Source organism: Pantoea vagans, assembly GCF_004792415.1.
Classification (GTDB): Bacteria; Pseudomonadota; Gammaproteobacteria; order Enterobacterales; family Enterobacteriaceae; genus Pantoea; species Pantoea vagans.
The window spans coordinates 2,132,286-2,155,339 of the sequence record NZ_CP038853.1 but is presented as its reverse complement, the minus strand read 5'-3'; the positions used below and the strand labels follow the sequence as shown (position 1 = coordinate 2,155,339).

The following is a 23,054-nucleotide window of genomic DNA, read 5'->3' as shown; positions in this document are numbered from 1 at the left end:
CGTTATTTACTCTCACGCTTAATCGTCATCGGGAAGACCCGGTCTTCAGCATACTGTGCTTCACACACGGCGGCGCCCATACTCGCATGGCAGACCAGCAGTGGCATACGGTAGCGCGAATTGTTCTGGCACTTCGCCGTGTAGCGGCTCTCAATCACCAGGTTACCGGCGCTGGTCATAGCGGCGCTGACATCCGCTTTACAGCTGGTATTACCCTGCGCGACCTGCACGCTGCCTTTACCATTTTTGAACTGGAAGCGCATCACCGGCGGCTTACCGGTTGGCGTCGGCATCTGGTCGATAGTCACGCGCCAGCGGCCATCAATTACCTGTACCTGACCTTCGCGGACGGCGTCCGGCGTGACAATCAAATCATCAGGTTTAGCCGGAACCGGCGGGGTTACCACACTGGCAAGGGTAGCAGATGAAGCGGCAGGTGCGGCTTCGGGAGTGCCAGTGCTGGCTGGTTTCTGCGGCTGCGACTCAGGTTGTTTCTCGGCTGTGGCTGTCTCCGCCGGTGTCGTCGCTGACGGTGTAGCAACAGGTGTGGCCGCCGCCGGGGCCTGACTCGCCGCAGGTATTGGGGTGGAAACCGCGGCGGGCGCGGAAAGAGTCGCAGGGGCTGCTGCTGGCTTCGTTGATGCCACTGGCGTGGCGACAGGCTCAGGACGATGCAGCAGCACGGCCACCGTTACGGCGGCAGCAATCGCCACCGGCGGTAACAGATACCAGACGCGGAAACGGCGACGAGCCGCCACGGGTGCAACCGGCTCAGGCTCAGCGGCTGCCGCGACCGGCAGCGGCTCCTCTTCAGGTTCAGGTGCAGGTTCAGGCTCAGCGACGATGACCGGCTCGGCGGCAACAGGTGCGGCAGGCAGCTCTGGCAGTGGTTCAACCAGCGCCACCGGCAGATTCTCCTCCAGCGTGTCACGCAGGCAGGCCAGCGCATCGTCGCGGCTGCGTGCCTGGGCATCGACAAAGCCCCAGAAGGTAATGACCGGTTTGCCATCAACCAGATAAACATACTGCTGGTCGGGAAATTGCAGGGTTTTGCTCAGCAGCGCACCAAACAGCCGCATCGATGGGTTCTCTGCCGCGCGCGCGCGCGTACTGAGATCCTGCATATCCTGCTGGCAGGCGGTGAGTTGCTGCAGCGCCACCCGACGTTCATGATCGCTGGCGCCCAGCCAGGATTTTACCCGGCCGCTGAAAGGGGCATACCAGTCGAGGCGATCGCCCCGTTCATTGGCCTGAGGAATGGCCAGGCAATCTGCCAGTCCGCTCTGACGGCGCAGGCGCAGGGTTTCACGAATTTGCAGTGCTGAGGCGTAGACCGGCTGGCCATTTTCACCTAATGCCAGAACTGCATCTAAATTACCGCTGCGCAGAAAAGTTTTTGCCACCTGTTGGGCCCTTATCGGTCGTTGTCTGAGGCAGAAAATCGCGTGTTATCGACGATTAGGTTGATTTTACGCGGGGCAATGACAAATCAAACGGCAGAAAAGGAGGTAAATCCAGTGTTTTTTTCACCGGCGGGCGGAAAAATAACCGATATTTCAGCAGCTATCACGCAATCAGGTGGATTTACGCACCAGCAGCAGGTGAGCGATAACGCCGCCGATCAGTCCCCAGAAGGCAGGGCCAATGCCAAGTAAAGAGACGCCTGATGCGGTGAGCAGAAACGTGATCAGTGCGCTGTCGCGTTCGGCAGGCACATCGAGTGCGCGATGCAGGCTGCCGCCCAGCGTGGCCAGCAGAGCCAGACCCGCCAGCGCCTCAATCAGCACGGCGGGCAGGGCACTGAACAGCACGGCGATCAGCGCACCGGACGCGCCCGCCAGCAGATAAAAGACCCCGGCCAGCGCTGCGGCACGCCAGCGTTGCTGAGGATTTGCGTCGACCTCATCGCTCATGCAGATCGCCGCCGTAATCGCCGCCACGCAGACCGAAAAGCCGCCAAACGGCGACAACAGCAGTGCCGTAACACCGGTCCAGCTCATCAGAGAAGAGACCGGCGGACGATAGCCATGTGCCTGTAACGTCGCGATACCGGGGGCATTCTGCGACGCCATGGTCACCAGGAAATAGGGCACACCGATCCCCAGCAGCGTGGTCAGGGTAAAGTGCGGCATTACCGGTTCCGGCAGCGCCAGCATCATCGACTGCGGCGGAAAGTGGATGGCATGCTGGGCCATTGCCACGGCAATCCCCACCATCAGCGTCACCAGAATGGCATAGCGTGCCAGCCAGCGACGGGCCAGCAGCCAGGCGAGGCACATGCTGCCACACAGCACAAAATTGCTCTGCAAATCGGCAAAGGTCTGCAGCCCGAAGCGCAGCAGAATCCCCGCCAGCATCGCCGCCGCCAGCGAGGCGGGAATGTGGTTCATCAGCCGGGCAAACAGGCCGGTGACGCCGCACACCACAATCAGCAGGTTGGCGAAAACAAACACGCCCACCGCTTCATTCAGCGAAACGCCGTGAAAGCTGGTTGCCAGCAGCGCGGCACCCGGCGTGGACCAGGCGGCCAGCACTGGCATGCGGTAGCGCAATGACAGACCCAGCGAGACCATCCCCTGCGCCAGACCCAGCACTGACAGCCAGCCGCCAATCTGCGCCGGTGAGGCGCCTGCCGCCTGAAACATCTGATAAATAATCGCGCCGCTGCTGCTGTAGCCCACCAGCACGGCAACAAAGCCGGAGACCAGCATCGGCAGGGTAAAACGGGACGGTTCGGCTCTCGTCATGGTCAGACTCTTAATGAGGTTGTGCGTTATAGCGCACATGTTCGCATAGTGCGCTATAACGCACAAGTGTTACACTGTCGGCATAACGTCACCTGCCAGGGTGACGAGAACGCAGGAGAAAAAATGGCAGATTTACAGCAACACCTGAGCGGTGCGCTCAGACAGTTGCGCCAGGCCAACGGCTGGAGCCTGACGCTGACGGCGGAGCGCACTGGCGTCAGTAAAGCGATGCTGGGGCAGATTGAGCGGGGTGAATCCAGTCCGACAGTGGCGACGCTGTGGAAGATTGCTACCGGGTTCAACGTTCCCTTTTCCTTTTTTATCGACGGGAGCGCGTTACCTGCCGGCACCCTACCCGGATTCAGTCAGCCCAACGCTGACATGTCGGTGCGCTCCGTGCTGCCTTACGATCCGCAACTGCGGTTTGATCTGCTGGCAGTGGAGCTGGCGCCGGGCGCTCAGAGCCATTCCTCGCCCCATGAAGCGGGCTGCGTGGAGCAGGTGGTGGTTATCGAGGGTGAACTGCTGCTGGGGGTCAATGATCGCTGGCGGCGTCTGCTAAAAGGCGAGGCGTTTCAGTTCAGTGCCGACGTGCCGCACAGCTACCGCAACCCGCTCAGCACGCCGCTGCGCTTTCACAGCCTGATTCACTATCTGCAGCGTCCGGACGTTACAAATTGATACCGCAGCAAACTACACAGTTTACCTTCGTATCTTTATACTTTTGCTTATCGATGGAGACGGGAAATGCGCGATCTGACTGAATCTGCTGCCACGCTGCGCATGCTGGTGGGCAAGCTGGGCCGCCGGCTGCGCGAGTCGGCACCGCCTGGCGAACTCACCTGGTCGCAGGTGGCGGTGCTGGGGCATCTGGTGCGCGACGGGGCGATGACGGTGACGCAACTGGCCGCCGCCGAGGGCGTACGCACCCAGTCGATGGGGACAACCGTCGCCGGATTAGTGGCGGCAGAATTAATCACGGGCGAGCCCGATCCCCATGATGGCCGTAAAACCCGCTATCTGCCCACCGCGTCGAGTCTGGCGGTGATTACGTCGAGTCGCGCAATGCGCGATGACTGGCTGGTCCGGACGCTCGACGCGCGGCTCAGCCCGGCAGAGCAGCAGCAACTGACCGACGTTCTCCCTCTTCTGAAACGACTCACTGAATATTAAACCCGAGGATCCAACATGGCTGTAACCACACTTGATGCAAAAACTGCGCTGATTGTTATCGACCTGCAACACGGCATCGTAGCGCTGCCGCTGGTTCATGAACCGCAGCCGGTTATCGAACGCTGTGCCGTTCTGGCTGAGGCGTTTCGCGCGCACGACCTGCCGGTGGTGCTGGTTAACGTGGCCGGTGGGGCACCGGGCCGTAACGAGCAGGCGCGTCACAGCGGCGACCTGCCTGCCGACTGGGCCACGCTGGTGCCGGCGATGACGCCGCAGCAGAATGATCTAACCGTCACCAAGAAAACCTGGGGCGCGTTTCATAACACGTCACTGCATGAGGAACTGCAAAAGCGCGGCATTACTCAGGTGGTGATCTGCGGTATCGCGACCAGCATCGGCGTGGAGTCTACTGCGCGCCAGGCGTATGAATTGGGTTACAACGTCACGCTGGCGACCGATGCGATGACCGATCTCAATATGGATACGCACAACAATAGTGTGAAGTTGATCTTCCCGCGCCTGGGTGAAACCGGCAGCTGTGAGGATATTGTGACGCAGCTGAAATCCCGCGCCTGATAAACGGGTGACAGTAAGATTCGGGCCACCGCAAGGGTGGCCCGGATAGGTTTAGCGGAAGGCGTAACCCAGCGTCACGCCGACGCTGTAGTTGCGGCCCGGTGCCGATTCGAAGTAGCGACCATTGCTCTCATTCACAATCACTGAACCCACATAGTGCCGGTCAAACAGGTTATCGACCCGGCCAAACAGATCCAGCGTCCAGTTATCCACCAGCCACTTATAGCCACTATTTACCGCCGCCACGGTGTAGGACGGCGTATTCACGTTGTTCTGATCTTCAGCGGCGATCTGGCTCAGATAACGCACTTCACTGCCTGCGTAAAAGCCCTGTTCCGGCAGATAGCCGAGTCCGGCGTACGCCATGTTTCGCGCAATGCCAGGAATGCGGTTGCCGTCACAGCTGTCGCTGCCACAGGCGTTGCTGCGATAGCGCGCATCCAGCAGCGTATAGGCCATCTTCAGCCGCCAGTCCCAGGCAAACTGCTGGTCCAGGCTTAACTCCAGACCGCGACGGCGGGTCTGACCGGCATTTTTATAGGTGGTGCGTCCGCCACTGCTGGCATCCGCGACAATCTCATCGCGGGTATCGGTCTGGAACAGCGCCGCGCTGATCAGGCCATTGCCGATGCGTTTTTTGCTGCCGATCTCCAGCGTGTCACTGGTGGCCGGTTTCAGCCCCAGATTCAGGCCGGTTGCGCCATCTGAACGGTATGAAAGCTCATTAATAGTTGGAGTTTCAAAGCCGCGTCCGGCCGAGATCCACGCGTTCCAGCTGGGATCAAAGGCGTACTTCAGCGCCGCCGCGGGCAGCCACTTGTGATAGCGCGCCTCACCGCTGTCGTCGCCGTTACCGGGCCGGATATAGAAGTCATTGGAGTCAAAGTTGACGGTGCTGAAGCGCACGCCTGCATCCAGCGACAGTTTATCGGTGAGCTGCCAGTTGGTCTGCACATAAGGATCGAGCGTCCACATCAGGTTGCGCTCGTTGCGGCGCAGATTGCCCTGTTCGCCCAGCTGCGTGACGCCGTTGCTGACCGTGAAGTTTTCATAGCCTTTGCGGCGCTCGGTCATGGTTTCGTAGTCGAGTCCACCGGTCACCGCCACCGGAATCGACAGCAGCGTGTCGCGATGGGTCCAGCGGGTATCGACGCCCTGATAGTGGCGGGTCAGGTCGATCACGCCTCCTGGATGGGACGGATTACGCTGAACGGCGGCGGGAATGGACTGAAACTGCGTGGTTTCGCGCACTCCCGCATAGAGCATTACGCTGAGGTCATCGTTTTCACTCATCTGGCGCTGATAACGCAGGCCGCCCTGGGTCTGATCCACCGTTTTACGGGTGTTGTAGAGCGTAACGTTGCTGACCACCTGGCGCGGATTGTCACGCCACTGTGCCTCGGTTAAGCCGCCGGGATCCTGAGCGTCGATGTGCACGCTGTTAAACAGCAGCGTCAGGGTGCTGACATCATCGATACGCACGCCAAGCCGGGCGTTGCCGAGGTTCTTCTGCGCAGAACTGTGATCGCGATAGCCATGGGTGGTAAAGCGGGAGGCGGAGACGGTGTAGTTCACATCCCCGGCGTGCGTGCCATCACCGGTCGCGCCACTGGCTTTGACGCTGTTGCGCCAGCTGCCGTAACTGCCGTACCAGCTGCCTGCTTCCAGCGTGGTCGGCTGCTGACCCTGCTGAGTGGTCACGTTGATCACGCCGCCCGAGGCGTTGCCGTAGAGCGCAGAAAAGGGGCCACGCAGTACCTCGACATGATCAATCGAGCCGATATCAATGTTGGAGGTCTGTGCCTGACCGTCCGGCATGGTGGCCGGGATCCCATCCACATAGATGCGCAGACCGCGCACGCCGTAGGTTGAGCGGGAGCCAAAGCCGCGCATCGACAGCTGCAGATCCTGTGCGTAGTTCTGTCTGTTTTGGATTTGCAGACCCGGCACGCTGCTGAGATTTTCCGACAGGTTCACGCGCGGTGCCGCCTGACGCATATCGTCGCCGCTGACCACACTCAGGGCGGCGGGGGTATCAAGCTCGTTAAGGCCCGTTTCCGGCGGGGCAGCCGTCACGACCAGGGTATTGTCATTGTCTGCCGCCAGCAGCGGCAGCGGCAAAATGGCAGGCAACATCAGCAGCGTCGCCTGACGCAGAGAGAGTATTTTCATTATCAGAGGCCTGAAAAAAGAAGCGTAAATGAACCAGGTGGAACAATTGCCGCATATGGTAAGGCTTCGGGGTGCCGGGGTACACCGTTTCACGCTGGATTTTTTCGCTGTTTACCGCCAGGCTGGAATCCATCTTTTGCAGTAATAAGGCATCCAGCGTTGACGGATGCAGACACAAACTTATGGGAGTCAGCATGAAACAACCTGAAGTGGCGGTTCTGGGATTAGGCGCAATGGGGCACGCATTTGCCGCCAACCTGCTGAAAAAAGGCTTTCGCGTACACGGCTGGAACCGCACCCGCGCGCGCGGCGAAGATTTGCTGGACGCCGGATTGCAGCTGGCTGATTCACCGGAAGAGGCGGTGCGTGAAGCCGATGTGGTCATCGCCATGCTCTCCGACGGCGACACCACAGAGCAGGTGCTGCATCAGGCTAAAGCGGCATTGAAGCAGGGTGCAACGCTGTGTCAGATGGGCACCATCGGCGTGGAAAAAACCGATGCGCTGATCGGCTTTTTCGCAGCGGAACGACCGGATTTGCTGTTCATTGACGCGCCGGTTTCCGGCACCAAAGCACCCGCAGAAAACGCACAGATTCTGGTGCTGGCCAGCGGCGATCAGAGCCGTGCCCAGGCGGCAGAGGCGGTGTTTGCCGCCATCAGCAAAGGGACAAAGTGGCTGGGCGAGGCGGGCAAAAGCACCCGGATGAAGCTGGTCATTAACAGTTGGCTGATCGGCATGATGCAGAGCCTGGCGGAGAGCACCCGGCTGGCAGAGGATTTCGGCTTTTCAACCGACGATCTCTGGCAGGTGCTGGAGGGCGGTCCGCTGGCCGCGCCGTATGCGAAGATGAAGCTTGGGATGATCGCCAGCGACGACTACACGCCGCAGATGCATCTGATCTGGGCGCTGAAAGATGCCCGCCTGGCGCTGGATGCGGCTGAAACACCCTTACCGGCGCTGGAGAACATCGCGCAGCTCTGGCAGCAGGCGGTGGACGCCGGCCACGGTGAAGAGGATCTGGCGGTCATCTACCGCTATCTGAAGGCGCAATGAGTCAGCAGCATTTTGACTTCAGCACGCGCCCGCTGGTGCCACTGGCGCACGACTACCTGCACGGTGCCAGTGAACCCTGGCATCATCACGCCTGCGCCCAGTTGATCCACACGCTGAGCGGCGTGGTGCGGGTCGAGACGGAGTTCGGCAGCTGGATAGTGCCGCCGAGTCGCGGCGTCTGGCTGCCCGCGTTTACCCGCCATGCGCTGCACATTACCGGCAGCGTCGCGGCGCGTACGCTGTTTATCGATCCGCTGGCGCGCGCCGATCTGCCCGCCAGTTGTCAGGTGGTGCAGATCTAGCCGCTGCTGCGTGAGCTGATTGTCACGGCGCTGAGCCTGCCGGAGCAGTACAGCGCCGGGAGCCGGGCCGAGCGGGTGATGGAGTTGATTCTGGATGAGGTTCGGGGCATGGATGTGCTGCCGTTTGCGCTGCCGACGCCCGACAGCCCACGGTTACAGTCGCTGTGCGAGCAGATCCAGCAGACGCCCGGTGAAAGCTGGACGCTGGAGCGTGCCAGCGCTCAGATGAATGTCTCGGGCCGCACGCTGGCCCGTCATTTCATACGCGAAACCGGACTGCAGTTCAGCGACTGGGTGCGACGTGCCCGCCTGGCAATCGCTCTGACGCGGCTGGCGCAGGGCGACTCCGTGTTGCGGGTGGCGCTGGAACTGGGCTATGAAAGCCCCAGCGCATTTAGTGCGATGTTTCGTCGTCTGCTGGGCGTTGCGCCCACTGACTACTTCCCGCCTGCAGAATCTGGCCTGCCGCGCTGAGCAGCGCCTGCAACGCGGCGCGGGCCGTATCGTTGTCGATACTCACTCCCCAGACCCGTACACCCCGGGCATCCACGCAGCTGATATAGGCCACAGAACGGCTGTCGCTGCGCCGTCCCAGCGCATGCTCATGATAATCCTCAATGGTCAGTTGCAGGTCAAACGCGCTGCGCAGGGCATTCACCGCCGCCGACAACCAACCGTTGCCGCTGCCGGTCAGTGTCAGCGAGCGGTCCTGAACCAGCACGCTGGCGATGATCTGCGTCTGTCCGCCGCTGTCACTCTGACTGTCAGCCCGCTGCAATGCCACCGCAGGCTGCGTCACGCCATACTGGCGGCAGAAGAGCTGCCATAGTGCATAGTGCGTCATTTCGCCGCCGTGCCGGTCCGTCTCCAGCTGAACACAGCGGCTGAAATCCTGCTGCAGCGCACGCGGCATCTGCAACCCGTGATTCTGCTCCAGCAGCCAGGCGGCACCACTTTTTCCGGACTGACTGTTCACGCGGATCACCGCCTCATAGCTGCAGCCAATGTCGGCTGGATCCAAAGGCAGGTAGGGCATCTGCCACTCTTTCTCCTGCTGTTCGGCACGGATGGCGAATCCTTTTTTAATCGCATCCTGATGAGAGCCGGAGAAGGCAGTGAAGACCAGTTCGCCTGCATAGGGGTGACGGGGATGAACCGGCAGCTGGTTGCAGCGGGTCACGACCTCAATCACCTCATGCATCTGGCTGAAATCGAGCTGCGGCGAAACGCCCTGGGTATAGAGATTGAGCGCCAGCGTTATCAGGTCCACATTGCCGGTGCGTTCGCCGTTGCCAAACAGGCAGCCTTCGACCCGGTCAGCGCCCGCCAGCAGCGCCAGCTCTGCACAGGCGACGCCGGTGCCGCGATCGTTGTGCGGATGTACGCTGATGCAGACGGCGTCGCGACGGCTGAAGTGACGGCAGAAAAACTCAATCTGATCGGCATAGACGTTGGGGGTATTCACCTCCACGGTGGCGGGCAGGTTAATGATCATTGGCCGCTGCGCGTCAGGCTGCCAGACATCGGCCACCGCCTCGCAGATCTCCAGCACAAACTCCGGCTCGGTAAAGCAGAAGGTCTCAGGCGAATATTCAAAGGTCCAGTGGGTCTCCGGCTGCGCCTCGCATTCCGCGCGGATCTGCCGGGCACCGGCCGTCGCCAGCGCCACGATTTCCGCTTTGCTCTGTTTAAACACCCGCTCGCGAAACAGCGGTGCGGTGGCGTTGTAAAGATGTACGATGGCGCGCGGCACACCCTGTAATGACACAAACGTACGGGCAATCAGATCCTCGCGCGCCTGAGTCAGCACCTGTAACGTCACCTCATCCTGGATGCGCTGCTGCTCAATCAGATCACGCACGAAATCGAAATCTGTCTGTGACGCCGAGGGAAAGGCGACCTCAATCTCGCGGAACCCGCAGCGCAGCAGCAGGTCCCAGAAGGCCATCTTCCGCTCCCGATCCATCGGCTCTGCCAGCGCCTGATTGCCATCACGCAAATCTGTCGAGAGCCAGCGCGGAGCCTGCGTCAGCTGGCGCGACGGCCACTGGCGGTCGGGCAGGGTGACGACCGGGGAGGAACGATATTTATCAGCAGGTTGGGTCAGCATAGGAATCTCCTTGTGTTTTCTTACCAGTCTGCCGACACGCTCTGTGGGCCGCGCGCGCAATGCTGACAACCTGACGCGCAAAAGTGACAACACCCTGCGTGCGCTCCTGTTTGATGAATCCGCCAGGCAGGGTTAGCATGGTCGCCTGTTTATCCGGGTGAACACTTATGCTGATTTTTGACGGCCACAACGACCTGCTGCTCAACCTCTGGCTGCATCATCGCGATGCGCCCGCGCAGGCATTTTATCAGGGGATTGAACGGGGTCATCTCGACTTTCCGCGCATTCAGCAGGGCAAAATGGGCGGCGGGCTGTTTGCGATCTTTGTACCGCCGCAGGCGTACATCGCCAGCGCTGTACCGGCCCGCGCTGATGAGCCGTATGAACCGCTGCAAATCATGTGGCAGCAGCTCGATATCCTGCAGCAGCTGGCCGATGCGTCAGGCGGACGGGCGCGACTCTGCCGCAGCAGTGACGAGATTGCCGCCTGCCGCGCGGAAGGCGTGCTGGCGATGGTGGCGCACATTGAAGGTGCCGACGCGCTGGACGAAGAGGGCGAACAACTGCGCGCCTTCTGGCAGGCGGGGGTGCGCAGTATCGGGCCATTCTGGAATCTGCGCAGCCGCTTTGGTGAAGGCGTCAGCGGCTCCTTTCCCGGCACGCCCGATACCGGACCGGGGCTGACCGCGGCCGGTGAAAAACTGATTCAGCAGGCGGGTGAGCTGAAGATGATGATCGACGTGTCGCACATGAACAGTAAGACGTTCCGGGAGACCGCCCGGCTTTCCCCTGCGCCGCTGGTCGCCAGCCACTCCAACGCGCACGCGCTCTGCCCGCAGCCGCGCAATCTGACCGACGACCAGCTGGTGGCGATCCGCGACAGCGGCGGTCTGGTTGGCATTAATTTCGGCAATGCGTTTCTGCGCGCCGATGGAAAACGCGACGCTGACACGCCATTAACAGAAATTGTTAAGCATTGTGATCACCTGTTGAAGATAATGGGCAGCGACCATGTGGCCTTTGGCTCTGATTTCGACGGGATTACCCCTCCGGCCGCGCTGGGCGATGTCAGCGGAATGCCGCGATTGCTCGCCGCTTTTCAGGAAGCGGGCTATGATCAGAGACTGACAGAGAAGCTGGCATGGGGAAACTGGCAGCGGGTTTTACATCTGACCGGGCTGTGATAACAATTTCCTTACGTTCCGGGCTTGATCCCGACGCGCCATTGGCGCAACATCTGCCTGGAAATTGTGACGGTGCTCTCATTTAACAGCCGTCACGCCGATTTCAGACAGCACATTTACTGTTAACCAAGAGGAATTAACTCATGTGGAAAAAACCAACTTTCGTTGATATGCGTCTCGGTCTGGAAGTGACTCTTTACATCTCCAACCGTTAATCGTTCTGCCCGCCCTCTGAGCGGGCATTTTTTTTCAACTTCTGGTTTTCCTCTATGTTTATCAAAATCCTCGGCTCAGCCGCGGGTGGCGGGTTTCCGCAGTGGAACTGTAACTGCGCCAACTGCCACGGCGTGCGTAATGGCACCATTCAGGCTCAGGCACGCACGCAATCGTCGATTATCCTCAGCGATAACGGTGAAGACTGGGTGTTATGTAACGCATCACCCGACATCGGCCAGCAGATCCTGCACACGCCAGAACTGACCCGCAAGGGCGTACTGCGCGGCACGGCGATCGGGGGAATTATCCTCACCGACAGCCAGATCGATCACACCACCGGGCTGCTGAGCCTGCGTGAGGGCTGTCCGCATCAGGTCTGGTGCACGCCGGAAGTGCATGCTGACCTTAGTACCGGCTTCCCGATCTTTCCAATGCTGACTCACTGGAACGGCGGTTTACAGCACCGGCCAATTGCGCCCCTGACGCCGTTCAGCGTCGATGTCTGCACCGATTTGCAGTTCACCGCGATTCCTATCATCAGTAATGCACCGCCTTACTCGCCCTATCGCGACCGGCCGCTGCCGGGCCATAACGTGGCGCTGTTTATTGAAAACCGGGCGAATGGCCAGACGCTGCTCTACGCGCCAGGTCTGGGCGAGCCGGATGCGGTGATCCTGCCCTGGCTGCAAAAAGCGGATTGCCTGCTGATTGACGGCACCGTCTGGCAGGATGATGAGCTGCTGACTACCGGCGTGGGTCACAACACCGGCAAGGCGATGGGCCATCTGGCGCTGGCGGAAGAGCAGGGGCTGATGGCGCTGCTGGCGTCGCTGCCGGCTAAACGCAAAATTCTGATCCACATTAACAACACCAATCCGATCCTTAATGAGCAGTCACCCCAGCGTCAGTTTCTGACGGAGCAGGGAATAGAGGTGAGCTGGGACGGAATGGCGATTCATCTTCAGGGCTAAATCATGCAGATTACTGACACGCTGTCGCCGCAGGCTTTTGAACAGGCCCTGCGCGACAAAGGCGCTTACTACCACATTCATCACCCGTATCACATCGCGATGCATAACGGTCAGGCCACGCGGGAGCAGATTCAGGGCTGGGTGGCGAACCGCTTCTATTACCAGACCACCATTCCGCTGAAAGATGCGGCGATTATGGCTAACTGCCCGGATCCCGCCACCCGACGTAAATGGGTGCAGCGCATCCTCGACCACGACGGCAGCAACGGCGAAGAGGGCGGCATTGAGGCCTGGCTGCGGCTGGGCGAGGCGGTCGGGCTGACGCGCGAAGAATTATTGTCAGAGCAGCATGTGCTGCCGGGCGTGCGTTTTGCCGTCGATGCCTATATCAACTTCGCCCGCCGTGCCAACTGGCAGGAGGCGGCCTGCAGCTCACTCACCGAGCTGTTCGCGCCGCAGATCCACCAGTCGCGGCTCGACAGCTGGCCGCAGCACTATCCGTGGATCAAAGAAGAGGGCTATTTCTACTTCCGCAGTCGCCTGGGTCAGGCAAACCGCGATGTAGAGCATGGCCTGGCGCTGGCGCTGGAGTACTTCACCACCGCGGAAACGCAGAACCGGATGCTGGAAATTTTGCAGTTTAAGCTCGATATTTTATGGAGCATGCTGGACGCCATGACCATGGCTTATGAGCTGAAACGTCCGCCTTATCACACCGTCACCGACAAGGCGGCGTGGCACACCACCCGACTGGTATAACAGATGAATGAAAACTCGATTGCCGCGTTTCGTCGCGGCTACCGTATGCAGTGGGAAGCCGCCCAGGATACCCATGTGGTGCTCTATCCCGAAGGCATGGCGAAGCTGAACGAAACTGCCGCCGCCATTCTTGAGCTGGTGGATGGCAAACAGGATATCGCCGCGATTATCGCAACGCTGGATAGCCGTTTCCCGGAGGCGGGCGGCGTGGGGCCGGACGTTTTGGAGTTCCTGCAGTCAGCCTATGAACAGAAGTGGATACAGTTCCGTGACCCCGCTTAAACCTGGCGTGAATCCGCCGCTCTGGCTGCTGGCCGAGCTGACCTATCGCTGTCCGCTGCAGTGTCCCTACTGCTCCAACCCGCTGGATTTCGCGCAGCAGGAGAAGGAGCTGAGCACGGAGCAGTGGATTGAGGTGTTTCGTCAGGCGCGCGCCATGGGCAGCGTCCAGCTTGGATTCTCCGGCGGCGAGCCGCTGGTACGTAAAGATCTGCCGGAGCTGATCAAAGCGGCGCGCGATCTCGGCTTTTACACCAACCTGATCACTTCGGGCATCGGCCTGACGGAGAAGAAGCTGGATGCGTTCAGCGAGGCGGGTCTGGATCATATCCAGATCAGTTTCCAGGCGAGTGACGAAACCCTGAATGCGGCGCTGGCCGGGTCAAAGAAAGCGTTTCAGCAGAAGCTGGAGATGGCGAAAGCGGTAAAAGCGCACGGCTATCCGATGGTGCTGAACTTTGTGCTGCATCGCCATAACATCGACCAGATTGATAAGATCATCGACCTCTGCATTGAGCTGGAAGCGGATGACGTAGAGCTGGCGACCTGTCAGTTCTACGGCTGGGCGCAGCTCAACCGCGAAGGCCTGCTGCCGACGCGTGAGCAGATCGCTCAGGCGGAAGCGGTGGTCAGCCGCTATCGTGAGCGGATGAGCGACAGCGGCAATCTCACCAACCTGCTGTTCGTGACGCCTGACTATTACGAAGAGCGACCTAAGCCCTGTATGGGCGGCTGGGGGGCGATCTTCCTGAGCGTCACACCAGAGGGCACCGCGCTGCCGTGCCACAGTGCGCGCCAGCTGCCGGTCGAGTTTCCGTCGGTACTGACGCAGCGCCTGGACGATATCTGGTACAACTCGTTCGGCTTCAACCGCTATCGCGGTTTTGACTGGATGCCGGAGCCGTGCCGCTCCTGTGATGAGAAAGAGAAAGATTTTGGCGGCTGTCGCTGTCAGGCCTTTATGCTGACCGGCAATGCTGACAACACCGATCCGGTGTGCAGTAAATCACCTCATCACGGCAAAATTCTCGAAGCCCGGCGGGAGGCGGATTGCAGCGACATTAAAATTGGTCAGCTGCAGTTCCGCAATCGCAGCAACTCGCAACTGATTTATAAAACCCGGAACCTCTGATGAGCACGCGCGGCCTGCAGATAAACGGTCTGACGGTTGAACTGGTGCATCAGCCCGATGCCAGCCAGGCCGCCGCCCTGATTCAGGTAGGGGCCGGAAGTCACGACGAGCCGGATCGCTGGCCCGGACTGGCCCATCTGCTGGAGCATCTGTTGTTCACCGGCAGCAGCGGCTGGCCCGATGAGGGCCGGCTAATGAGCTGGATCCAGACGCAGGGCGGGAAGGTTAACGCCACCACGCTGGCCCGGCGTAGCGCGTACTTTTTCGAGGTCACGCCGTCGCTGCTGGCAGACGGGCTGGCAAGACTGCAGGATATGCTGGTCTCTCCGCTGCTCGATAATCAGGCGATCGCTCAGGAAGTGGCGGTCATCGACGCGGAATATCAGCTGTTGCAGCGTCATGAGCCATCCCGCATCGAAGCGGCATTACTGCACGCAGCTGCCACCCCCGCTGAATTTCAGCGCTTCCATATTGGCAGCCGGGCGAGCTTTGGCGACGAGCTCTCTGCGCTGCAACGGGCATTGCGGCAGTTCCACCAGCGCTACTACGTTGCCAGCAATATGCGGCTCTGGCTGCAGGGACCGCATTCGCTGGATGAGCTGGAACAGCTGGCGCGTCAGTTTGCTGACGCACTGCCTGCCGGTCAGTGGCGGCAGGAGCTGGCACCGCCGCAGCTCAATAGCGATACCTGCTGGCAGCTGGCGGAAACAGCTCAGGCAGCGCTATGGCGCAGCTGGCTGCTCGATAGCAGTGACGGTGTCACGTTGTGGCGTGAGTTTTTATTGGATGAAGCGCCCGGCTCGTTGCTGGCAACCCTGCGTGAGCAGGGGCTGGCCGAGGCGCTGGAGCTGAAATGGATTTATCAGGCTGAAGATGCGTACTGGCTGGCGCTGGGTATCGAAACCAGTGAGCCTGCGAAGGTAAATCAACTGGTTAACGGTTACATCGCTGCGCTGCGCCAGACGAATGAACAGCAGCATCAGCACTATTATCAGCTGGCACAGCAGCAATTTGTGACGTTGTCACCGATGGAGCAGTTGCGTCAGCGTGCTATCGGTTTCGCACCTGACAAAAACCTGCCTGCGTTGCAGCCGCTGCTGGAAAACCTCGCCAGTGCGCCTGGCACACTGCTGTTCTGTTCGTCGCAACCGGCAATGGAACACATCGTCACACAGGGCTTCACTGTGGCGCTGACGGCCTGTGAGCCCGCCCCGGCGGAGGCGCTGCCCGCTGCCGGTTTCACCTTCTATCCGCTCGACATCACTGCGACGCCTGCGCCGCTGCCCGCTCAGGCGGTGGCATTGCCGCATCATCCGTCAGACGACCCGCAGGCAACGCTGATCCTGCGACCGGAGTTCTGGTCAACCTTTACTGCGGAGGCGGGCGAAGCGCTGGGCCGGCGCTTGCGTCCGCTGTTTGCGGCGCTGCGTCATCAGGGCGGTCACGGCAGCTGGCAGGAAGTGGAAGGTGTGTGGCAACTGACGGTCCGGCTATCGGATCAGGCGGTCGCTGACCAGGCGCTGAGCCAGATTGTCTCCGCCCTGACATTACCCATTGAGGCAAACCGGCCCGCGCCTGTGGAGAGCATCGCTATCCGCGCGCTGCTGCGACAGTTGCCTTATCAGCTGGCAGCCAACGTTACGCTAGGATGCTGGCGGGCGGCGCTGAAGGGCGGCGATGCGATGCTGCACTCAGTGATTGCCCGGCGGCTGAGCGCGCTGTCGCTGCCGGTTAACCCTGTTACGCCGCCCACGCGTATGACCACGCAGACCGGCATGACGCGCCTGCCGCACGCTAGTGCAGACAACGCGCTGCTGCTGTTTATTCCGCTGCAGCGTCCTGAACAGCTGGCGGCATTGCGCGCGCTGGCACTGATCTACGAGCCACGCTTTTTCCAGCGCTACCGCGTTGAGCAGCCGATAGGTTATGTGGTCAGCAGTCGCTATATGCGCTGTGCCGATGAAGATGGGGTGTTATTTGCGCTGCAGTCGCCCGACTACAGTGCACTGTCACTGCTGCGCTACTGCCGTAACTTCCTGCGGTCACTGAACGAGACGCTGGCGGGATGTGATCTGGTGGCCCTGAAAGCGCGACTGCTGAGCCAGCAGGCTGAGCAGCCACTGGCCCTGTTGCGCCGTGAAAATGGCCTGGCAGAACCGGATGCGGCGCAGATTGCGGCGCTGACCCTTGCAGATTTACAGCAATTGCACCGCACGCTGATTCAGGATCGCCGCCGCTGGCGGGTGCTGTTCACCGGCGCGAATGCGTAATGACCGGTTTTAAGGTTGCTGAATTTATTTGAAAATTACCGACAAATCTCTTCACTGTCTATTCCGGGAAAACTGGACCACACTCAATTCACTTTTGTCCGCATAAGGAATTGACCGTGAAGAACTTCAAACGTATTGCACTGCCCCTGTTAGCCGCTGCTACCCTCTACGCTCCGTTATCTCAGGCCGAGGCGATGCACTACCAGCTGAACCCTGAGCATACGTCGGTAATTGTTGCCTGGAACCACTTTGGCTTCTCCAATCCTACCGCGGATATCCCGGATGCAACCGGTACGCTGGTGTTTGATAAAGATCATCCTGAGGCCTCACGCGTTGACGTGACCCTGCCAGTCAGCAAAATCGACAGCCACGTTGCCGCGCTGACCAAAGAGTTCAAAGGTGCTGAATACTTCGATACCGCCAAATACCCGACTGCGACCTTCCACAGCACCAAAGTCGTTGCGAAGGGCGACAACAAATTTGACGTTGAAGGTAACCTGACCCTGAAAGGCATCACTAAGCCAGTGACGCTGCACGCGACGCTGAACAAGCAGGGCGAGCATCCGATGGTCAAGAAGCAGGCGATTGGTTTTGACGCCACCGGCACCATCAAGCGTTCTGACTTCAAGCTGGACAAATATGTCCCTGCAGTCAGCGACGACGTTACGCTGACGCTGTCTACTGAAGCTTACGCGAAGTAACAAACGGCTGGCGCAGCCCCTCTGGCTGCGCCATCGCTTTTCCCTTTAATCCCTCAGCCCTGCAGGCTCGCCAGGGTGACGGACGCCCCGCCACAGACGATAACCAGCACGTTATCATCCGGTTTAAAGCCAATTTTCCCGTCATACAGCATCGATAATGAGACGCCACAGGCTGGTTCGGTCAGAACACGATGATCGTCCAGGAAGCGGCGGCAGGCATTAACAGCCTCTTCATCTGTCACAACCTTTCCCCTGACATCTGCCCGGCATGCCACGTTAAACGCATTTTCACACACCTGACTGGCTGCCAGCGTGGTGGCGATACCGCTGACCCGGTCCAGCGTGACCCGCTCACCGGCTTCCAGCGCGGCGTTAAGCGACGCGGTTCCCTCAGTTTCAACCGCATAAATGGGGATATGGCTGAGCTGATGCCTTTCCAGACCCAGGACAATGCCGGAGAGCAGACTGCCGCCGCCCACGGAGAGGATTACCGCATCCGGCCGCAACCCCTCACTGATCACTTCATCAACCAGCGTGCTGATGCCGTCCCACAGCAGCGGATTGTCAAAGGGATGGATGTAGATATGTTCGTGCGACGCCAGCGATAACGCGTACGCATTAGCCTCACTCCAGACGTTGCCGTGTACGATCAGTCTCGCACCTTCCTGTTCGATAAGCTGTCTGGCGCGCGCCGATGTCGTTTCAGGCACCACCACCGTGACCGGTAGCCCCAGTCTGCGGCCGCTGTGCGCCACGGCAATACCCGCATTACCGCCAGAGGAGCTGACAAACGCCTTAGCGCCTTGTGCCGCGTAGTATTGACAGATATGGCCTGCGCTTCTGAGTTTAAACGATCCGGTTGGCTGCGCCGATTCCATTTTCAGCCAGACGTTGCTGCCGCTGAGCTGACTCAGTGGCAGGGAGTGAACGAGAGGGGTACGGATAGCTATTTCCATGCGTATGATCCTGGTCAAATGTGGTCACAGGGAACCGGTTTGTCATCACGGAGAACATTGGTTTTGCCGTGCGGAATAGCGGCGTCGGATGCAGAAGAGAAAGTCACCCCTCACAAAGAGCGTGAAGGTTTTTCCTTAGAAATCATTATCGTCAGGCTGTGTTTTCTTTGGGCATTGAAAGGTTATACCGAAGAATGCTACTCGTTCGCAACAGAGATGCTGAATCTGATTAACATCTGCCTGCGGATTTTCTTTCTGCACCTTAATTGCGGTTTCTGCTCTGCGAAACCGGGAAAAATGAGGTGAAAGTCACAAATCTGCAACGCCGCTCTGATGGCCGATTTTACCTCCTCCCGCTTTCTGGCCAGTTCACCCGCGCCATCTGCTAACCCAATGATTTATATCGATTCGCCTTAAGCGCAATAAGTTGGAATAGTGTGAGGTAAATCACAAATAAAGCGATGTTAAGAGCACTGTCAATATTCCCGCCTGAGAAAAACCGCGCGTAACTGTGATCTCCTCTGCAAATAGCAACCCCGCTAACCGGAAGAATACCCTTCAGCAGAATAAGCCAGCGAGGTGAGGGTGATGCGAATTGGAATGGTGATCAGTGGCGGTGACGTTACCGGCATTAATAATTTTGTCTTCCAGATTGGACGCATGGCACAGGCGGAGATGGTGATATTTGACGGCGGTATTCCCGGCCTGCTGGAAAATAATCATCGTGAGATAGGCCAGCGCGATCTGCTCGATTTTTCCATCGCCTCTATTCCGGTTATGCAATCGGGACGCACTGAAAAGAAACTGGTGCGCAGCGAATATGAGTTAATTGCGCGCCAGCTGAAAAACGCCCGGATTGACATATTAATTATGGCGGGCGGAGACGGGTCGCTGCAATTTCTCCATACCCTGTCGGCGTATGGCGTGAATTGTTTCGGCGTCGGCATGACCATTGATAATGATGTTTTCGGCAGCGACTACACGCTGGGATTTTCCACCGCCTGCGAGCAGGTATTAAAAGAGGTGGCGAAACTGCGTAATACCGGCCGCGCCTTACCGGGCCGGGTTTTTATGCTGGAATTACTCGGCGGCTATTGCGGCGAATTAACGCTGCAGTCCGCGATTAAATCTAACGCAGATATTGCGTTAATTCCTGAGTGCCAGATCCCGCTGCCACAACTGGCGCAGCGCATCACCGGGCGACTGGCTGAGCAGAACAGCGTGGTCATCCTCTGTTCGGAAGGCTACACCCGTGAATATTCGCCCGGTTTTCAGGGGGCGATCGACACCTTAATCAAACAGCTTGAACCCCTTATTGGCGTGCGCATCCGTAAAACCATTCTGGGTTACGGGCTGCGCAATGGTGATCCCACCTGCGAAGAGATCTTTCAGGGCACCATTATGGCCAGTGAAGTGGTGCGTTGTATTCAGTCAGGCATGCGGAATAAAGCGGTCATTATTAATGGCAGCAATAAACCGATCCCGATTGATTTAATAAGCATGCAAAAACGCCTGGTCGATATTGACGGGCACCATTACAAACTCGCTAAACAACTCAATATAGTGTGAGGAAAAAACCATGCTGAAAATATTATGTGTCTGTGGTTGTGGATTAGGTTCCAGTTTTGCGATTGAGATGAGCGCAAAAGCGGTATTAAAAAAACTGGAGATTGAGGCCGACATCGATCACACCACCATTTCAGAAGCGAATGCGTTTAAGTCAGATATGATCCTGACGCAAAAAGCCTTCGCCGATGTTTTAAACGCCGACGCCAGTCCGGAACAGATTAAACGGGTCATTATTCTTAACCGGCTCACCGATAAAGCGGAAATAGAGCAGAAGATCCTGGCCTTTTTAAAAGAACGCAACCAGAAGGTCGCCGCCCATGAATAGTGTGATCGACTTCCTGGTAAAAGATCTGCTGGGGCAGGCATCGATTCTGATCGCCTTTATTGCCCTGATTGGTCTGCTGCTGCAAAAAAAATCGGCAGGTAAGGTGGTGGAAGGCACCTTTAAAACCCTGCTTGGCTTTTTAATTATGATGGCGGGTATCAATATTATTGTGGGCACACTGACGTTCCTCAATACCATTTTTACCCATGGCTTTGGCATGCGCGGCTATATCACCGATGTGGCTGCCATTGCCGGGCTGGCTAATCGTGAACTGGGGTCTGAAGTGGCGCTGACGCTGCTGGTGATCTTTATCGTCAACATCATCATCGCGCGACTGACGCCATTTAAGTACATCTTCCTGACCGGCCAGGCGTTGCTGTGGATGGCGACCATTGGCGCAGTCATCGGCTACAAAGCAGGGCTGACCGGCCTGCCGCTGATTCTGACCGGCGGCATCTTTGGCGGGATCATGGCGGTGGTCATGCCTGCGCTGGCGCAGCCGGTGGTGCGGCGGATCACCGACTCGGACGACGTGGCGCTGGGTCACTTCTGCACCATCGGTTATCTGGTCACGGCGGCGGTCGCCAAAGTCGTCGGCAAAGGCTCGCGCTCCACCGAAGACCTGAAGCTGCCCGATAACTTCAAGTTTCTGCAGGATACCTATCTGTCGATGGCGCTGGTGATGGTGCCGATGTACCTGATCCCCGCTGTGGCAGCCGGCCCGGCGTTTATCGCCCAGTACAGCAACGGCATGAACTACCTGATGTACGCCTTTATGCAGTCGATTCAGTTCGTGGCCGGGGTCTTCGTGCTCTACAGCGGCGTACGCCTGCTGCTGAACGAACTGGTGCCAGCCTTCCGGGGTATCGCGATGCGTGTGGTGCCGGATGCGAAACCGGCGCTGGACTGCCCGGTGATGTTTCCGTACGCCCCGAACGCGGTAATTGTCGGCTTCCTCGCCACCACGCTGGGTTCCATCGTCGGCATGCTGGTCTTCCCGATGTTTGGTCTGGCGATGATCCTGCCTGGCCTGCTGACCAACTTCTTTGCCGGTGGCACCGCCGGCGTATTTGGTAATGCCATGGGCGGACGGCGCGGCGCGATGATCGGCGGCTTCGTCCACGGACTCTTTATCACCATTCTGCCCGCCATCCTGGTACCGATGCTGGAGAGCTACGGCTTCACCGGGGTTACCTTCAGCGATTCCGACGTGATCAGTACCGGCCTGGTGCTCGGCCACGCCTTCCAGAATAACTGGCTGTTTGTCGCCCTGTTTATCGCCTTTATTACCGCGCTTGCCTGGTTTGTTAATGGCAAATCGACCAAACCTCAGGAGGAAAAAATCCATGAAACTTTATAACTTCGCCGATCTGTTACAGCTGGCTAAACAGCGTGACTTCAAAGCGGTCGGTTCGTTTAATCTTCACTGTCTGGAGATGCTGCCCGCCTATTTTAAAGCGGCAGAGAAAACCAACAGCCCGTTAATGATTCAGATTTCCACCGGCACGGCGAAATATCTTGGCCATAAACTGCTGGTCGATGCGATTAAATCGCTGTCCGAAAGTACGAATGTGCCGACCTGCCTGCATCTCGATCACTGTTCCGATTTAGCGGCGATACAGACGGCGATTGATGCAGGATTCAGTTCTGTCATGTACGACGGCTCACATCTGCCCATTGATGAGAATATTGCGAATACCCGTCGGGTGATTGATATGGCGCGACCACATCATGTCTCGGTAGAGGCGGAGCTGGGTGCCATCGGCGGGTCGGAAGATGGCAAATGCGTAGAGATGGAGGCGATAGCGTTCACGCCCGTGGAAGATGCACGCCGCTTCGTCGAAGAGACCGGCGTCGATATGCTGGCGATCTCCATCGGCACCGTGCATGGGCTTTACACCGGTAAAGCGCACATACAGCATCAGCGCCTGGCGGATATTACGGCGGCAACGCACACGCCACTGGTGCTGCACGGCGGCACCGGCGTCAGCGATGAGGATATGCGGCTGGCGGTCAGCAGCGGTATCGAGAAGGTGAATGTCGGCACTGAAATGAATGTGCAGTGGGTAGCGCAGTGCAAATCAACCTTTGAGAAAGGCAAGGTCAATGACAGCGTGCGTAATTTCCTGGTGCCAGCCAATGATGCGGTCACGAATGTGCTGGTAGAGAAAATGCAGTTATTCCGGTAATTACCCGCGCCGCCATCACCGGGTTAATGCGTTAACGATCTTTTATTCTCTGTTTATATTAGCCACCCCAATATTATGCGGGGCAGGAGAGCCTATGTTTGGATTCCTCAAAAAGTCTCCGGCTGTGGAACCACCCAGCGAGCAGCAGCAGGATCATCTGGCGGAATTAAGTCGCGAGAAAATAACGCAGCTGGAGCAGCAGCTGGCGATTAATCCGCGTGATGGCGAAACGCAAAAACAATTAATGCTGGAATATAACCGGGCATTAAGCTTATTTGCGAAAAGCCGCCGCTACCGCAATGAAATTGATGCGCTGTTTGTCAAAATCGATGAATTACGCAATGTGGTTCGCCAGTCGATTTAAGGAG

22 protein-coding genes and 1 pseudogene are annotated in these 23,054 nt (G+C 58.7%); 18 read left to right on the top strand and 5 right to left on the bottom strand.

Going from position 1 to position 23,054, the window contains the following annotated elements; translation table 11 throughout:
• Nucleotides 1-2: 2 nt before the first annotated feature.
• Both EGO56_RS10045 and EGO56_RS10040 read right to left on the bottom strand, forming a co-directional pair.
• Complete coding sequence (locus EGO56_RS10045; RefSeq protein ID WP_135908886.1) at nt 3-1,403, bottom strand: SrfA family protein; 1,401 nt, start codon at nt 1,401-1,403, stop codon at nt 3-5.
• Nucleotides 1,404-1,574: 171 nt separating this feature from the next.
• Nucleotides 1,575-2,747, bottom strand: a complete 1,173-nt coding sequence (locus EGO56_RS10040) for a benzoate/H(+) symporter BenE family transporter (protein WP_135908884.1) — start codon at nt 2,745-2,747, stop codon at nt 1,575-1,577.
• A 123-nt stretch (nt 2,748-2,870) separates the two neighbouring features.
• Between EGO56_RS10040 and EGO56_RS10035 the strand changes: the two genes are divergently transcribed.
• The 3 genes from EGO56_RS10035 to EGO56_RS10025 all read left to right on the top strand — a co-directional run bounded on the left by EGO56_RS10035 (nt 2,871) and on the right by EGO56_RS10025 (nt 4,496).
• On the top strand, nt 2,871-3,428 hold the full coding sequence (locus EGO56_RS10035; RefSeq protein ID WP_135908882.1) for a helix-turn-helix domain-containing protein: 558 nt from the start codon (nt 2,871-2,873) through the stop codon (nt 3,426-3,428).
• Between the two features lie 66 nt (nt 3,429-3,494).
• On the top strand, nt 3,495-3,920 hold the full coding sequence (locus tag EGO56_RS10030) for a MarR family winged helix-turn-helix transcriptional regulator (RefSeq protein ID WP_135908880.1): 426 nt from the start codon (nt 3,495-3,497) through the stop codon (nt 3,918-3,920).
• 15 nt (nt 3,921-3,935) lie between these two features.
• Nucleotides 3,936-4,496, top strand: coding sequence for an isochorismatase family protein (locus EGO56_RS10025; RefSeq protein WP_135908878.1), 561 nt, complete (start codon nt 3,936-3,938; stop codon nt 4,494-4,496).
• Nucleotides 4,497-4,547: 51 nt separating this feature from the next.
• Here EGO56_RS10025 and pqqU read toward each other — a convergent pair whose 3' ends face one another.
• Complete coding sequence (gene pqqU, locus EGO56_RS10020) at nt 4,548-6,668, bottom strand: TonB-dependent receptor PqqU (RefSeq protein ID WP_185948857.1); 2,121 nt, start codon at nt 6,666-6,668, stop codon at nt 4,548-4,550.
• Nucleotides 6,669-6,862: 194 nt separating this feature from the next.
• On the opposite strand from pqqU, the gene EGO56_RS10015 reads away from it, so the two are divergent.
• Together EGO56_RS10015 and EGO56_RS10010 are read left to right on the top strand one after the other, a co-directional pair.
• Nucleotides 6,863-7,723 carry an NAD(P)-dependent oxidoreductase gene (locus EGO56_RS10015; RefSeq protein WP_238348962.1) on the top strand — a complete coding sequence of 287 codons (861 nt, stop codon included), beginning with the start codon at nt 6,863-6,865 and terminating at the stop codon, nt 7,721-7,723.
• Nucleotides 7,720-8,499, top strand: a pseudogene (locus EGO56_RS10010) (AraC family transcriptional regulator). The gene EGO56_RS10015 and the pseudogene EGO56_RS10010 overlap by 4 nt, the downstream one beginning before the upstream one ends.
• Here EGO56_RS10010 and leuA read toward each other — a convergent pair.
• Entirely contained in the window at nt 8,420-10,135 is a 1,716-nt protein-coding gene (gene leuA / locus EGO56_RS10005) for a 2-isopropylmalate synthase (RefSeq protein WP_135908875.1), read from the bottom strand. The pseudogene EGO56_RS10010 and the gene leuA sit on opposite strands and share 80 nt — an antisense overlap.
• A gap of 167 nt (nt 10,136-10,302) precedes the next feature.
• On the opposite strand from leuA, the gene EGO56_RS10000 reads away from it, so the two are divergent.
• The 8 genes from EGO56_RS10000 (at nt 10,303) to EGO56_RS09965 (ending at nt 17,647) form a co-directional block, all read left to right on the top strand.
• Nucleotides 10,303-11,319, top strand: coding sequence for a dipeptidase (locus tag EGO56_RS10000; protein ID WP_135908873.1), 1,017 nt, complete (start codon nt 10,303-10,305; stop codon nt 11,317-11,319).
• 143 nt (nt 11,320-11,462) lie between these two features.
• Nucleotides 11,463-11,534 (top strand): pyrroloquinoline quinone precursor peptide PqqA, encoded by a 72-nt coding sequence (pqqA, locus tag EGO56_RS09995; RefSeq protein ID WP_010245082.1) that lies wholly within the window; start codon nt 11,463-11,465, stop codon nt 11,532-11,534.
• A gap of 54 nt (nt 11,535-11,588) precedes the next feature.
• Nucleotides 11,589-12,506 carry a pyrroloquinoline quinone biosynthesis protein PqqB gene (gene pqqB / locus EGO56_RS09990; RefSeq protein ID WP_013357812.1) on the top strand — a complete coding sequence of 306 codons (918 nt, stop codon included), beginning with the start codon at nt 11,589-11,591 and terminating at the stop codon, nt 12,504-12,506.
• Nucleotides 12,507-12,509: 3 nt separating this feature from the next.
• On the top strand, nt 12,510-13,265 hold the full coding sequence (pqqC, locus tag EGO56_RS09985) for a pyrroloquinoline-quinone synthase PqqC (RefSeq protein WP_010245074.1): 756 nt from the start codon (nt 12,510-12,512) through the stop codon (nt 13,263-13,265).
• 3 nt (nt 13,266-13,268) lie between these two features.
• Nucleotides 13,269-13,547, top strand: coding sequence for a pyrroloquinoline quinone biosynthesis peptide chaperone PqqD (pqqD, locus tag EGO56_RS09980; RefSeq protein WP_013357814.1), 279 nt, complete (start codon nt 13,269-13,271; stop codon nt 13,545-13,547).
• The gene (gene pqqE / locus EGO56_RS09975) at nt 13,510-14,676 is read left to right on the top strand and encodes a pyrroloquinoline quinone biosynthesis protein PqqE (RefSeq protein ID WP_167493430.1); all 1,167 of its coding nucleotides are present in this window, start codon (nt 13,510-13,512) and stop codon (nt 14,674-14,676) included. The genes pqqD and pqqE overlap by 38 nt, the downstream gene beginning before the upstream one ends.
• Nucleotides 14,676-16,946, top strand: coding sequence for a pyrroloquinoline quinone biosynthesis protein PqqF (pqqF, locus tag EGO56_RS09970; protein WP_135908869.1), 2,271 nt, complete (start codon nt 14,676-14,678; stop codon nt 16,944-16,946). The genes pqqE and pqqF overlap by 1 nt, the downstream gene beginning before the upstream one ends.
• Nucleotides 16,947-17,062: 116 nt before the next feature.
• Complete coding sequence (locus EGO56_RS09965) at nt 17,063-17,647, top strand: YceI family protein (protein ID WP_013357817.1); 585 nt, start codon at nt 17,063-17,065, stop codon at nt 17,645-17,647.
• A gap of 53 nt (nt 17,648-17,700) precedes the next feature.
• Here the strand turns inward: EGO56_RS09965 and EGO56_RS09960 are convergent, their stop codons facing one another.
• The gene (locus EGO56_RS09960; protein WP_135908867.1) at nt 17,701-18,603 is read right to left on the bottom strand and encodes a pyridoxal-phosphate dependent enzyme; all 903 of its coding nucleotides are present in this window, start codon (nt 18,601-18,603) and stop codon (nt 17,701-17,703) included.
• Nucleotides 18,604-19,191: 588 nt separating this feature from the next.
• Between EGO56_RS09960 and EGO56_RS09955 the strand changes: the two genes are divergently transcribed.
• From EGO56_RS09955 to EGO56_RS09935, 5 genes are all read left to right on the top strand, one after another.
• Nucleotides 19,192-20,172 (top strand): 6-phosphofructokinase, encoded by a 981-nt coding sequence (locus tag EGO56_RS09955; RefSeq protein WP_135908865.1) that lies wholly within the window; start codon nt 19,192-19,194, stop codon nt 20,170-20,172.
• A 10-nt stretch (nt 20,173-20,182) separates the two neighbouring features.
• Nucleotides 20,183-20,497: a PTS sugar transporter subunit IIB gene (locus tag EGO56_RS09950; protein ID WP_013357820.1), complete on the top strand. Its 315-nt coding sequence runs from the start codon at nt 20,183-20,185 to the stop codon at nt 20,495-20,497.
• Complete coding sequence (locus EGO56_RS09945; RefSeq protein ID WP_033732644.1) at nt 20,490-21,857, top strand: PTS sugar transporter subunit IIC; 1,368 nt, start codon at nt 20,490-20,492, stop codon at nt 21,855-21,857. The genes EGO56_RS09950 and EGO56_RS09945 overlap by 8 nt, the downstream gene beginning before the upstream one ends.
• The gene (locus EGO56_RS09940; protein ID WP_013357822.1) at nt 21,844-22,686 is read left to right on the top strand and encodes a class II fructose-bisphosphate aldolase; all 843 of its coding nucleotides are present in this window, start codon (nt 21,844-21,846) and stop codon (nt 22,684-22,686) included. The genes EGO56_RS09945 and EGO56_RS09940 overlap by 14 nt, the downstream gene beginning before the upstream one ends.
• A gap of 94 nt (nt 22,687-22,780) precedes the next feature.
• A complete protein-coding gene (locus EGO56_RS09935; RefSeq protein WP_098050551.1) occupies nt 22,781-23,050 on the top strand; it encodes a hypothetical protein in 270 nt (89 codons plus the stop codon).
• The last annotated feature ends 4 nt before the right edge of the window (nt 23,051-23,054 follow it).

Bases quoted from the DNA above. Each gene is read 5' to 3' on its own strand.
- EGO56_RS10040 (WP_135908884.1), bottom strand. From the start codon at position 2,747: ATGACGAGAGCCGAACCGTCCCGTTTTACCCTGCCGATGCTGGTCTCC.
- EGO56_RS10035 (WP_135908882.1), top strand. From the start codon at position 2,871: ATGGCAGATTTACAGCAACACCTGAGCGGTGCGCTCAGACAGTTGCGC.
- EGO56_RS10030 (WP_135908880.1), top strand. From the start codon at position 3,495: ATGCGCGATCTGACTGAATCTGCTGCCACGCTGCGCATGCTGGTGGGC.
- EGO56_RS10025 (WP_135908878.1), top strand. From the start codon at position 3,936: ATGGCTGTAACCACACTTGATGCAAAAACTGCGCTGATTGTTATCGAC.
- pqqU (WP_185948857.1), bottom strand. From the start codon at position 6,668: ATGAAAATACTCTCTCTGCGTCAGGCGACGCTGCTGATGTTGCCTGCC.
- EGO56_RS10015 (WP_238348962.1), top strand. From the start codon at position 6,863: ATGAAACAACCTGAAGTGGCGGTTCTGGGATTAGGCGCAATGGGGCAC.
- leuA (WP_135908875.1), bottom strand. From the start codon at position 10,135: ATGCTGACCCAACCTGCTGATAAATATCGTTCCTCCCCGGTCGTCACC.
- EGO56_RS10000 (WP_135908873.1), top strand. From the start codon at position 10,303: ATGCTGATTTTTGACGGCCACAACGACCTGCTGCTCAACCTCTGGCTG.
- pqqB (WP_013357812.1), top strand. From the start codon at position 11,589: ATGTTTATCAAAATCCTCGGCTCAGCCGCGGGTGGCGGGTTTCCGCAG.
- pqqC (WP_010245074.1), top strand. From the start codon at position 12,510: ATGCAGATTACTGACACGCTGTCGCCGCAGGCTTTTGAACAGGCCCTG.
- pqqD (WP_013357814.1), top strand. From the start codon at position 13,269: ATGAATGAAAACTCGATTGCCGCGTTTCGTCGCGGCTACCGTATGCAG.
- pqqE (WP_167493430.1), top strand. From the start codon at position 13,510: ATGAACAGAAGTGGATACAGTTCCGTGACCCCGCTTAAACCTGGCGTG.
- pqqF (WP_135908869.1), top strand. From the start codon at position 14,676: ATGAGCACGCGCGGCCTGCAGATAAACGGTCTGACGGTTGAACTGGTG.
- EGO56_RS09960 (WP_135908867.1), bottom strand. From the start codon at position 18,603: ATGGAAATAGCTATCCGTACCCCTCTCGTTCACTCCCTGCCACTGAGT.
- EGO56_RS09955 (WP_135908865.1), top strand. From the start codon at position 19,192: ATGCGAATTGGAATGGTGATCAGTGGCGGTGACGTTACCGGCATTAAT.
- EGO56_RS09950 (WP_013357820.1), top strand. From the start codon at position 20,183: ATGCTGAAAATATTATGTGTCTGTGGTTGTGGATTAGGTTCCAGTTTT.
- EGO56_RS09945 (WP_033732644.1), top strand. From the start codon at position 20,490: ATGAATAGTGTGATCGACTTCCTGGTAAAAGATCTGCTGGGGCAGGCA.
- EGO56_RS09940 (WP_013357822.1), top strand. From the start codon at position 21,844: ATGAAACTTTATAACTTCGCCGATCTGTTACAGCTGGCTAAACAGCGT.
- EGO56_RS09935 (WP_098050551.1), top strand. From the start codon at position 22,781: ATGTTTGGATTCCTCAAAAAGTCTCCGGCTGTGGAACCACCCAGCGAG.